11 protein-coding genes are annotated in these 10728 nt (G+C 75.1%); 8 read left to right on the plus strand and 3 right to left on the minus strand.

The features are described 5' to 3' along the window. Positions 1-85: 85 nt before the first annotated feature. The 3 genes from ACFWIS_RS24720 to thiE are packed head-to-tail and all read left to right on the plus strand — an operon-like array spanning position 86 to position 2346. Complete coding sequence (locus ACFWIS_RS24720; protein WP_380458829.1) at positions 86-1285, plus strand: NAD(P)/FAD-dependent oxidoreductase; 1200 nt, start codon at positions 86-88, stop codon at positions 1283-1285. 42 nt (positions 1286-1327) lie between these two features. Further along, a complete protein-coding gene (locus ACFWIS_RS24725; protein ID WP_375893249.1) occupies positions 1328-1693 on the plus strand; it encodes an Rv2175c family DNA-binding protein in 366 nt (121 codons plus the stop codon). Beyond that, complete coding sequence (gene thiE, locus ACFWIS_RS24730) at positions 1693-2346, plus strand: thiamine phosphate synthase (protein WP_380458827.1); 654 nt, start codon at positions 1693-1695, stop codon at positions 2344-2346. Before ACFWIS_RS24725 ends, thiE begins: the two co-directional genes overlap by 1 nt. Positions 2347-2367: 21 nt before the next feature. On the opposite strand, the gene ACFWIS_RS24735 is transcribed toward thiE, so the two are convergent. Continuing rightward, on the minus strand, positions 2368-3474 hold the full coding sequence (locus tag ACFWIS_RS24735; RefSeq protein WP_380458825.1) for a polyprenyl synthetase family protein: 1107 nt from the start codon (positions 3472-3474) through the stop codon (positions 2368-2370). 185 nt (positions 3475-3659) lie between these two features. Here ACFWIS_RS24735 and metF point away from each other — a divergent pair, with 185 nt between their 5' ends. Both metF and ACFWIS_RS24745 read left to right on the plus strand, forming a co-directional pair. Next, the gene (metF, locus tag ACFWIS_RS24740; protein WP_380458823.1) at positions 3660-4574 is read left to right on the plus strand and encodes a methylenetetrahydrofolate reductase [NAD(P)H]; all 915 of its coding nucleotides are present in this window, start codon (positions 3660-3662) and stop codon (positions 4572-4574) included. A gap of 165 nt (positions 4575-4739) precedes the next feature. Then, positions 4740-5627, plus strand: a complete 888-nt coding sequence (locus ACFWIS_RS24745; protein WP_380458822.1) for a hypothetical protein — start codon at positions 4740-4742, stop codon at positions 5625-5627. Positions 5628-5643: 16 nt separating this feature from the next. Here the strand turns inward: ACFWIS_RS24745 and ACFWIS_RS24750 are convergent, their stop codons facing one another. Both ACFWIS_RS24750 and ACFWIS_RS24755 read right to left on the minus strand, forming a co-directional pair. Next, positions 5644-7137 (minus strand): phytoene desaturase family protein, encoded by a 1494-nt coding sequence (locus ACFWIS_RS24750; protein WP_380458820.1) that lies wholly within the window; start codon positions 7135-7137, stop codon positions 5644-5646. Positions 7138-7148: 11 nt separating this feature from the next. Continuing rightward, the gene (locus ACFWIS_RS24755) at positions 7149-7763 is read right to left on the minus strand and encodes a DUF4126 domain-containing protein (protein WP_380458818.1); all 615 of its coding nucleotides are present in this window, start codon (positions 7761-7763) and stop codon (positions 7149-7151) included. A gap of 583 nt (positions 7764-8346) precedes the next feature. Here ACFWIS_RS24755 and ACFWIS_RS24760 point away from each other — a divergent pair. From ACFWIS_RS24760 to ACFWIS_RS24770, 3 genes are all read left to right on the plus strand, one after another. Next, the gene (locus tag ACFWIS_RS24760; RefSeq protein ID WP_380458816.1) at positions 8347-8892 is read left to right on the plus strand and encodes an SAV_6107 family HEPN domain-containing protein; all 546 of its coding nucleotides are present in this window, start codon (positions 8347-8349) and stop codon (positions 8890-8892) included. A 206-nt stretch (positions 8893-9098) separates the two neighbouring features. Then, a complete protein-coding gene (locus tag ACFWIS_RS24765; RefSeq protein WP_380458815.1) occupies positions 9099-9851 on the plus strand; it encodes a methyltransferase domain-containing protein in 753 nt (250 codons plus the stop codon). A gap of 421 nt (positions 9852-10272) precedes the next feature. Continuing rightward, entirely contained in the window at positions 10273-10662 is a 390-nt protein-coding gene (locus ACFWIS_RS24770) for a DUF3040 domain-containing protein (protein WP_380458813.1), read from the plus strand. Positions 10663-10728: the final 66 nt, after the last annotated feature.

Here is a 10728-nt window from a genome sequence, read left to right on the forward strand (position 1 = left end):
AACGCCGGGGGTCGGCCCGGCCGAAGGGCCGTACGAAGGGTGGACGGCCCCGGGCGGCCGTGCGGCGCTGAGTACAGTGACGGGCGTGGCAGAGCTGAGCGGAACGGATCAGGTGGTTGTCGTCGTCGGGGCCGGGCTGGCCGGGGCGCAGTGCGCCCTGAAGCTGCGGGAGGGCGGCTGGCGCGGTCGGATCCTGCTGGTCGGCGAGGAGCCGCACGCGCCGTACGACCGGCCGCCGCTCTCCAAGGACGTGCTGCTCGGCAAGGCCGACGCCACCACCCTGGACATCGACTACGACGGGCTCGGCATCGAGCTGCTCACCGGCCGCCGCGCCACCGGTCTCACCCCGGGCGTGCTGCACACCGACGGCGGTGACCTCCGGTACGACTCGCTGGTGATCGCCACCGGCGCCGTCCCGCGCGCCCTGCCCGGCGCCGAGCGCGCCCACCTGCTGCACACCCTGGACGACGCGCTGGCGCTGCGCGCGCTGCTGCGCCCGGGGCTGCGGCTGGTGCTGGTCGGCGCCGGCTGGATCGGCGCCGAGGTGGCCACCGCGGCCCGGCAGGCCGGCTGCGAGGTCACCGTGGTCGAGGCCGGTCCGGCGCCGGTGCCGGGCGCCCTGCCGACCGAGGTCGGCTCGGTGACGGCCGCGTGGTACGCCGAGGCCGGGGTGGAGCTGCGCTGCGGGGTCGGCGTGGCCGCCGTGGAGCCCGGGGCGGTGCTGCTGGCGGACGGCTCCCACCTGCCCGCCGACGAGGTGGTGGTCGGTGTCGGCGCCCGGCCCGCGACCGGCTGGCTGGCCGGCTCGGACGTCGAGCTGGACGCCTCCGGCGCGGTCGTGGTGGACGGGCGGCTGCGCACCGGCCTGCCCGGGGTGTTCGCGGCCGGGGACTGCGTCAGCTACCCGTCGACCCGCTCCGGCGCCCGGCTGGTCGTCCAGCACTGGGACCACGCGCTGCAGTCCGGCGGGGCGGCGGCCGCCGCCGTGCTCGGGGCGGACGAGCCGTACGACCCGGTGCCGTACTTCTGGTCCGAGCAGTTCGGGCGGATGGTCCAGTACGCCGGTCGGCACACCGGGGGCGACGAACTGCTCTGGCGCGGCGGCCCGCAGGACGCCGGCTGGACGGTGCTGTGGCTGCGCGACGGGGTGCCGAGCGCGCTGCTGGCGGTGGACCGGCCGCGCGACCTCACCCAGGGCCGGAAGCTGATCGAGCGCGGCGCGGTGCTGGACCGCGCCCTCGCCGCGGACCCCTCGGTACCGCTGAAGTCGGCGGTCGCGGGGTAGCGGCTGGTGCGCGGCGGGCCGCGGAGGTGGCAGTCTGGTGGCGTGAGTGAGATCGAAAGCAAGATTGAAGCCCTGGTCACCGAGTGGGTGTACCTGCCCGACATCTCGGAGCAGTGGGGGGTCCGGGTCACCGAAGTGCGTGACCTGGTCAAGAACGGCGGCCTGATCGCCGTCCGGCGCGGTCCGAACAAGTCGCTGCAGGTCCCGGCGGCGTTCATCGACGGCCAGGGGCTGGTCAAGCACCTGTCCGGCACCCTGACCGTCCTGCGGGACTGCGGGTACAACGACGTGGAGATCCTGGAGTGGCTCTTCACCGAGGACCCGTCGCTGCCCGGCAGCCCGATCCAGGCGCTGCGGGAGAACCGCGGCACCGAGGTCAAGCGCCGCGCCCAGGCGATGCTGATCTGATGGCGGCGGACACGCTGCGTGCCCGCCTGGCCGACGCCCGGCTCTACCTGTGCACCGACGCCCGGCGCGAGCAGGGCGACCTGGCCGAGTTCCTGGACGCGGCCCTGGCCGGCGGGGTGGACATCGTCCAGCTCCGCGACAAGGGACTGGAGGCCAAGCAGGAGCTGGCGGCCCTGGAGGTCTTCGCCGACGCCTGCCGCCGCCACGGCAAGCTGCTGGCCGTCAACGACCGCGCCGACGTCGCCCACGCGGCCCGGCCGGACGTACTGCACCTCGGCCAGGACGATCTGCCGGTGCCGGCCGCCCGGGCGATCCTCGGCGAGGACGTGCTGATCGGGCGGTCCTGCCACGCCGAGTCCGAGGTGGACGCGGCGGTCGCCGAGCCGGGCGTGGACTACTTCTGCACCGGCCCGGTCTGGCCGACCCCGACCAAGCCGGGCCGGTACGCGCCGGGCCTGGGCCTGGTCTCCTACGCGGCCGGGCGGGCCACCGACCGGCCGTGGTTCGCGATCGGCGGGATCGACCTCGGCAACCTGGACGAGGTGCTGGCCGCCGGCGCCCGCCGGATCGTCGTGGTCCGGGCCATCACCGCGGCCGAGGACCCGCGGGCGGCCGCCGCCGAGCTCGCCCGCCGGGTGCGCCTGGCAGTGTGACCGCCGGGCCGCCGCCGTTCCTCAGTACTTGCGGACGGTGGCGGCCTCGGCCAGTGCCAGCAGCACCGTACGGGCCCGCTCGTCGGCCAGCGGCGCCGCCGCCAGCGCGGCCAGCGACTGCCCCATCAGCTCCTCGATCCGGGCCTCCACCAGCTCGGGCGCGCCGCTGCGGGCGACCAGCCCGCGCAGCTCGGCGACCTCCTCGGCGGCCAGGTCCGGCGCGCCCAGCCGGGCGTCCAGGTGCCGGGCGTCCGCCTGCGGCAGGGCGCGCATCGCGTGGGCGACCAGCAGGGTGCGCTTGCCCTCGCGCAGGTCGTCCCCGGCGGGCTTGCCGGTGACGGCCGGATCCCCGAAGACGCCGAGCAGGTCGTCCCGCAGCTGGAAGGCCTCGCCCAGCGGCAGCCCGAACGCGCCGAGCGCCTCGACCAGCTCCGGCCCGGCCCCGGCCAGCAGCGCGCCGACCTGCAGCGGCCGCTCGATGGTGTACTTCGCCGACTTGTAGTGCAGGACGGTCCGCGCCCGCTCCAGCGCGCCCTCGTCGGCCGAGTCGCCGGCCACCGGCTCCAGCACGTCCAGGTACTGGCCGAGCATGACCTCGGTGCGCATCAGGTCGAACCTCGGCTTGGCGGCCAGCACGGCGGCCGGGTCCAGGCCCGAGCGCAGGAACAGCTCGTCGCACCAGATCAGCAGCAGGTCGCCGAGCAGCACCGCGGCCGAGGCGCCGTACTGCTCGCGGTCGCCGCGCCAGCCGCTCTCCCGGTGCAGTGCCTCGAAGCGGCGGTGCACCGAGGGCAGGCCGCGGCGGGTGTCGCTGCGGTCCATCAGGTCGTCGTGCACCAGGGCGCTGGCCTGCAGCAGCTCCAGGGCGGCCGCCGCGTTGGCGATCCCCTCGCCGGCGGCGGGCCCGCCCGCGGCGCGCCAGCCCCAGTAGCAGAAGGCCGGGCGCAGCCGCTTGCCGCCGTCCAGCAGGAAGTCGCGCAGGGCGTCGGCGGCGGGCACCAGCTGCGGCGAGATCGTGCCGAGCAGCGCGGACTGGCCGTCCATGAACGCGGCGAGGGCCGCGTTGACGCGGGTGCGGACGTCCTCCACGTCCATGGGGTTGGCCGGCCGGTTGCTGGACGAGGTCACGATGAGGCTCCGCTGGTTCGCTGGGGTGCAGCAAGCGTAGCGGGGCGGCGGGGAACGGCCGTGCGAGCGGGGTGCGGCCGGGGTGCGCGGGGTGGGCGGGAGGGAAGCGGAGGCCCGTCCACTACTTGTCCCGAATCGTGGAATCGAGTTGTCCGGCCCCGTCGGGGCCCCGATAACCTGCCAACATGGCACTCGGCATCGCTTCCACGAGACCGGACCGCGCACTCACGGTCCGCGAACTCCTGGCGGCCGGAAAGCGCTCCTTCTCCTTCGAGTTCATGCCGCCGCGCACCGAGGCCGGTGAGCAGAAGCTCTGGGACGCCATCCGGCGGCTCGAACCGATGGACCCGAACTTCGTCTGCATGACGTACGGCGCCGGCGGCTCCTCGCGCGAGCGCACCGTCAACATCGTGGGCCGGATCGCCACCGAGACCACGCTCACCCCGGTCGCCCACCTGACCGCGGTGGACCACTCGATCGCCGAACTGCGCAACATCATCGGCCAGTACGCCGACCAGGGCGTGCGCAACGTCCTCGCCGTCCGGGGCGACCCGCCCGGCGACCCGATGGGCGAGTGGGTCCGTCACCCGGACGGCGTCACCTACGCGTACGAGCTGGTGGAGCTGATCAAGGGCATCGGCGACTTCTGCGTCGGCGTCGCGGCCTCGCCGAACATGCACCCGCGCTCGACCGACTGGGACGAGGACATCCGGCACTTCATCGCCAAGGTCCGCTCCGGCGCCGACTACGCGATCACCCAGATGTTCTTCGAGGTGGACGACTACCTGCGGTTCCGCGACCGGGTCACCGCCGCGGGCTGCGAGACGCCGATCATCCCGGAGATCATGCCGGTCACCAACGCCAAGCAGCTGGAGCGCTTCCCCCAGCTCAGCGGCTCGGCCTTCCCGGTCGACCTGGAGGACCGGCTGCGGGCGGTCATCGACGACCCGGCGGCACTGCGCGCGGTCGGCATGGAGCACGCCACCGCGATGGCCGAGCGGCTGCTCGCCGAGGGCGCGCCCGGCCTGCACTTCATCACGCTCAACCACTCGACGGCGACCCTGGAGATCTACCAGAACCTGGGGCTGCACCAGCGCTGACCACGGCTGTTCAGGAGCCCGTCACCCGTCCCCGGTGGCGGGCCCGGTCGTGTGCGGCCGGTGCCGTCGCCGGCGGGAACGCGATGCGGTACCCCGGCCGTTGAACCGGTACAGTCGCCGCACACGCGCGGCGCGCGCGGGCACGCGACTGGAGGTAGCGGGCGGATGGGCATCGGATACCTGCTGCTGTACGTCGCGTTGGCGGTGGTGGCGCTCTGGCTGGTCGCCGAGGTGCTGTTGCAGAACCGGGCGCCGGTGCACTGGCGGGCGCTGGCCCTGGCCGGGTTCCTCGGCGTGGCCGTCGGGATGAGCCTCGGCTCGGTCCTGGTGATCGGCGCCGGAGCGGGCCTGTTCGCGGTCGGCCAGGTCTTCGTCACCCTCTCGGTCAAGCGCGGCTACCAGAACGGCTGGTCCCTGCGGAAGGCCGACGGCAGCCTGCCCGGTCCGCTCGCCAGGGTGCCGCTGCTCGGCGCCCTGACCGGCGGCGCGGCGGTCGCGGCCGTCGAGGCGGCGGAGCGGAAGCGGGTCGGCGAGGTCAGCGCGGTCGAGGAGACCCCGGTCCCGTCCCCGGACACGGCCCGGGACAGCGCCCCGGCGCCGGTCGCCGAGGAGCTCCCGGAGGTCGAGCAGACCGCCGCCTTCGAGATGCGGGAACTGGCCCAGGACGGCGTCTACGCCCCCTCGTACTACGAGCAGTCGCAGGTCCAGCAGCAGCCGCAGGACCCGTACGCCCCGGCCTACCAGCCCGGCTACGACCAGCAGCAGTGGCAGACCCAGCAGCAGCCCGCCTACGCCTACGACCAGCAGTCCTACGGCGGCTACCCGCAACAGCAGCCGGACCCGTACGGCGGCTACCAGCAGCCCCAGGACCCGTACCAGGGCTACCCGCAGCAGCACCAGCAGGCCTGGGACCCGAACGCCCAGCAGCACCAGCAGCACGACCAGCAGCAGTGGCAGCCCCAGCCGGACCAGCACGGCCAGGGCATCCCGCAGCAGTCGGCGTACGACCAGAACTACGGCTACCAGCAGCAGAACACCTGGCACCAGGGCTGACCGGCCGGCCCCGCCCTCACGCCGGGCCGATCAGGTTGGCGGCGATGCAGGCGGACATGCCGACGCGGGAGAGGCCGCCGCCGGGGTGGGCGTTGCCGCCGATCAGGTGGAGCCCGGGCACGGGGGACTCGTTGGCGGCCTTCAGCCACCGGCCCGCGGACCCGGCCAGGACCGGGAGGGCGACCGCGCCGCCGAGGGCGCCGGTCTCCCGGCGGGTGTCCTCCGGGGTGCGCACGACCCGCCACCGGAGCCGCTCGCGCAGGCCCAGGCCGGCCGCGTCGACATGGGCGAGCAGCTGGTCGGCGTAGTGGTCGGCGACGCCGGGGGCGGTCCAGTCGAACTCGCCCTGGGCCGGGACGGTCGCGGTCAGCACCACGCTCTCGTGGGCGTCGTCGGGGCGCAGTGCCGGGTCGTCCGGGCGGAGCACCTGGACGGTGGGGCGCGCGCAGGGCGGCGCCGAGAGGGTCAGGGCGTTCTCCTCGGCGGCCGGGTCCACCGCGTGCACCACCGTCCGGTGCGCGGTGCCCTCCGGACGGCGGCCGCGCAGGGCCAGCAGCACGCTGAACCGGCCGGGCACCCCCCGGGGCTCCCAGTGCTCGGCCGGCAGTCCGGGCCACTCGGCGAGGCCGTGGCGGTACAGGGCGCCGGCGTCCATCGCGGAGACCACCAGATCGGCGTCGACCCGGCCGTCCGCCGTCTCCACCCCGCAGGCCCGGCCGTCCGCCACGACCACCCGGGTGACCGGGGTGTCGAAGCGGAACTCGACCCCGCGCAGCTCGCAGCGCCGGTACACGGCCTCGGCAAGGGCCCGCAGGCCGCCCCGGACGTACCAGACGCCGAAGGACTGCTCCATGTACGGCAGCACGGTGGCCCCGGCCGGTGCCCGGCCGGGGAGGAAGCCGTACCGGAGGGCGGCCTCGGCCAGCAGGGCGGTCAGCCCGGGGTGGCCGCCGAGCTCGCGCGCGGCCACGTCCCGGAGGGTCCACGGCCGGCGGCGGCGCAGCCGGGCCAGTCCGGTGGGCGCCGGGGCCGGGTACGGGTCGGTGCCCAGGAAGGCCCGGTCGGCCGGGAGCGGCTCCTCCAGCAGTGGGCGGCGGGTGGCCTCCCAGACCGTCCGGCCGTGGTTCATCACCGCACTCCAGCGGGCGCCGGAGCCCGCGCCGAAGGCGGCGTCCAGGGCCTGGCTGACCCCGCCGCGCGAGGCGTTGGGCAGGGTGACGGCGGTGCCGTCGGGGAACAGGTGCCGGCTCTCCGGGTCCACCGGCGCCAGCTCCACCAGCTGTTCCAGCGGCTCCTTGCCGGTCTTCAGCGCGAGGTCGCGGTAGACGGCCGGCAGCGGGAGCAGGCCGGGCCCGGTGTCGAAGGCGAAGCCGTCGCGCTCGTACCGGCCGACCATGCCGCCGTACGTGCCGCCCGCCTCGCAGACCGTCACCCGGTGGCCGATGGTCGCCAGCCGGGAGGCCGCCGCGAGCCCGCTCATTCCTGCGCCGATGATGACGATCCGTGCCATGGCACCAGATCCTAGGACCGACCTGCGTACGCTCCGGCCGCGGCCCTGGTGGCCCTGCGTTCGCGGCGGCGGGCCCGGAAGGCGCGGATCTTGCTGACCGCCAGCCGGACCAGCAGCAGGCCGGTCAGCAACAGGACGGCGGCGATCGAGGCGGCCAGCCAGGGGTGGAAGATCGCCAGGGTGACCAGGCCGGCCACCGAGAGGTCCTCCGCCAGGCTGACCACGATGTTGCTGAACGGTTCGGGCGAGGTGTTGACGGCCATCCGCAGCGAGGCCTTCACCAGGTGGGTGACCAGCGCCGTGGTGCCGCCCATCGCCCCGGCCGCGACCTCGCTCAGCGAGCCCGGGTCGTTGCTCGCGATCAGCACCCCGACGACGGCGCCGGCGATCGGCCGGATCACGGTGTGCACGGCGTCCCAGACGGTGTCCACGTACGGGATCTTGTCGGCCACCGCCTCCAGCAGGAACAGCACGGCCGCCGCGATCAGCACATCGGTGCGCTCCAGCGCGTGCGGCACCGACTCCGCCCCGGCGAACCGGCCCAGCAGACCGAGCAGCAGCACCACCGCGTACGCGTTGATGCCGCTGGCCAGACCGCTGGTGAAGATCAGCGGCAGGACCGTCATCGCGTCCCCCTCCTCGACATCCCGGGTCTCCCGACCCGGGCCGGGACCGCCCCGGTCCCGCCGTACCGTACCCGGAGCCGGGACGCCACGGGCCACCGCCGTGGTTCCGGGCCCGGCCGGCCGGGCCGACTGAGTACGGGTACTCAGATCCCCGGTTGAGTACGTCAGCGGATGGCCTCCGACCTGCCGGGACGGGAGAGTAGTGGCACCCGGGAGGACGGCGCGTCGGGCGCCGGCCACCCGGGTGGCGGATCCGTCCGCTCCCCGGCCGGGAGGGCCAGGGGGTGGTGGTTCGGGATCCGCGTCGGGCGCCGGTCACGGGCCCCGCACCGCCGACACGGGGCGGCGGAGCGGGCCGGGGGGAGACCGGTCTCCGAACGGGGGAAACGGGGGAAACGGGGGGAGTTCGCACCGCCGCCCGGTGGGGGGTGGGCGGAGCGACGGCAGACGGCGGCGGCGCGGATCGGGGGACCGCGTCCGCCGCCGGTACGCCCGTTCCCGGGGCCTGATTGTCAGTGGCGCCGTTCACGATGGAGGAGCACGGACCACCCGGTCCGCGCGCTGCCTCGGAACGGGGGAGACCATGACCATCAGCCACCCTGAGCCCGTCACCGCCCGCCTCCACCCCGCCGCCCTGCCGCACGCCCCCGGCCCCGCCGGGCAGGACGTGCACCCCGTGTCGCGCCGGACGGCCGCGCCGCCCGCCGCCCTCGACCTGCTCGCCGACGCCCACCGCACGCTGGCCCGCGCCCGCGCGCTGGAGGACCCGCTGGAGCGCTACGCCACCGCCCACCTCGCCGCGCTGCGCACGGTGGCGGCCGTGCTGGCCGTCCGCGGCCGGCCGGAGAAGAACCCGCGTCGGCGCAAGGCCATCCGCAGCGCCTGGGAGGTACTGCCCGAGGTGGCCCCCGAACTGGCCGAATGGGCGCTCTACTACGGGGCCGGCGCCCGCCGCCGGGCCGCTGCCGAGGCCGGGATCCGGGGCGCCGCCTCGGCCCGCGACGCCGACGACCTGATCCGCAACTCCGCCCTGTTCCTGCGCCTGGTCCAGCGGCTGCTCGGCCTGCGCCCGGCCCCGCCCGCCCCCCGGCTGCCGCTCGACACCGACGAGCCCGGGGACAGGTCCTAAGACCGACCGGCACATGGTGGGCGGCGTCGCGACGCCCGGGGTGTCGCCTGGACTGCGTTGTCGTCGGTCGCCGCAGCCCCGCTGCTACTCCCTCCTCCGCCTTGCCAGGCTCGGCCCGGACGCCGCTCCTCGCTCCACCCACCATGTGCCGGTCGGTCTAAGGTGGAGGCATCCTGATCGATCTGCACGTGCCGAGGAGTCCCGCCTTGTACCCGACGCGTCCCCGCAGCGCCCTGCGTACCGCCGTGGTCTGGGAGGTGGTGCGGGCCGCCCTGGAGAAGCGGGTGGCCGAGCTGGACCAGCCGGTGCTCGACGTGGTCGACACCGGCGGCGGCACCGGCAACTTCGCCGTGCCGGTGGCCAAGCTCGGCCACCGGGTCACCGTGGTCGACCCGAGCCCCGACGCGCTGTTCGCGCTGGAGCGCCGGGCCGCTGAGGCCGGGGTGACGGACCTGGTCCGGGCCGTCCAGGGGGACACCCAGACGCTGCCCGAGCTGGTCGCCCCCGGCACCGTGGATGCGGTGCTCTGCCACGGCGTGCTGGAGGTCGTGGACGACCCGGCCGAGTCGCTCGGCAGCCTGGCCGCGACCCTGCGCAAGGGCGGCCTGGTCAGCCTGCTGGCCGCCAACCGCAACGGCGCCGTGCTGGCCCGTGCGCTGGCCGGCCACTTCAACGAGGCCCGCACGGTGCTCTCCGCCGAAGACGGCCGCTGGGGCGAGCAGGACCCGATGCCGCGCCGCTTCACCGGCGAGGAGCTGGGCCGGCTGGCCGAGGGCGCGGGCCTGCGGGTGGAGTCGGTGCACGGCGTACGGGTCTTCGCCGACCTGGTGCCCGGGGTGCTGGTGGACGCCGAGCCGGGTGCGATGGAGGCGCTGCTGAAGCTGGAGGAGGCCGCCGCCGAGCAGCCCGCCTTCCACGCCGTCGCCACCCAGCTGCACCTGCTGGCCACCCTGGCCTGACCCCTGCCGGACCGCCTGCCCGCCCGCCGTACGGTTCGCGTACCGTTCGGCGGTGGTTCGCCCTCCGGACGCCCTCCGGACGCCCTCCCCCCACCGGGGTGGGATCGGGAAGCTCCCCAGGTCCGGACCGATTCCACCGGGTCGGGCACTAGTCCGATCCGTCCGGCGTTGAGCCGGGTGCGGTCCCACCCGGTCCAAGTGGCCCGTACCACGCGGCGCAGACCACTCCGCAACGGGTCCACGGACCGTATGATCTGGGTAAAGCCGGAAAGCATGACAGCCGGATGCGTGGGGCATATGGACGACACGGGCCGGGTCCCCCGCACGGGCGTCCGACCGTGTGCCCAAGGCTGATTGGACTGGCCTCCCCGACCGGGGTGGCGGACCGGTCGCACCCGCGACCGACGAGTAGGAGGACTCCGTGCCGCTCTCGGAGCACGAGCAGCGACTGCTCGACCAGATGGAGCGAGCGCTGTATGCCGAAGATCCCAAATTCGCGTCGGCGCTTGAGGGAACCGGGCTGCGCACCTACACCCGTCGGCGGGTCTACCTGGCCGTCGCCGGCTTCGTGGTGGGGATCGGCCTGCTGATGGGCGGCATGGTCGTTCCGGACCAGATCTGGGTCAGCGTCGTCGGTTTCCTGGTGATGCTCGGGTGTGCGGTGTTCGCGGTCACCGGCTGGCGCCGCGGGCCCGCGAGCCAGGGCGCGGGCCCCCGCCAGGCCGCCGCCCCGCGCCGCAAGGCCGGGATGATGGACCGGGTGGAGCAGCGCTGGCAGCGCCGCCGGGACGAGCAGACCGGCGGCTTCTGAGCCGTACCGGCGCACCGACCGCGCCGAGGAACCCAAGACGGGAGCCGGGGCGGGCAGTCCATCGAC

This window comes from Kitasatospora sp. NPDC127060, from assembly GCF_042724935.1.
Taxonomy (GTDB): domain Bacteria; phylum Actinomycetota; class Actinomycetes; order Streptomycetales; family Streptomycetaceae; genus Kitasatospora.

Excerpts from the sequence above, each read along its gene's own strand:
- ACFWIS_RS24760 (WP_380458816.1), top strand. The coding sequence starts at position 8,347 with ATGACCATCAGCCACCCTGAGCCCGTCACCGCCCGCCTCCACCCCGCC.
- metF (WP_380458823.1), top strand. The coding sequence starts at position 3,660 with ATGGCACTCGGCATCGCTTCCACGAGACCGGACCGCGCACTCACGGTC.
- ACFWIS_RS24755 (WP_380458818.1), bottom strand. The coding sequence starts at position 7,763 with ATGACGGTCCTGCCGCTGATCTTCACCAGCGGTCTGGCCAGCGGCATC.
- ACFWIS_RS24745 (WP_380458822.1), top strand. The coding sequence starts at position 4,740 with ATGGGCATCGGATACCTGCTGCTGTACGTCGCGTTGGCGGTGGTGGCG.
- thiE (WP_380458827.1), top strand. The coding sequence starts at position 1,693 with ATGGCGGCGGACACGCTGCGTGCCCGCCTGGCCGACGCCCGGCTCTAC.
- ACFWIS_RS24750 (WP_380458820.1), bottom strand. The coding sequence starts at position 7,137 with ATGGCACGGATCGTCATCATCGGCGCAGGAATGAGCGGGCTCGCGGCG.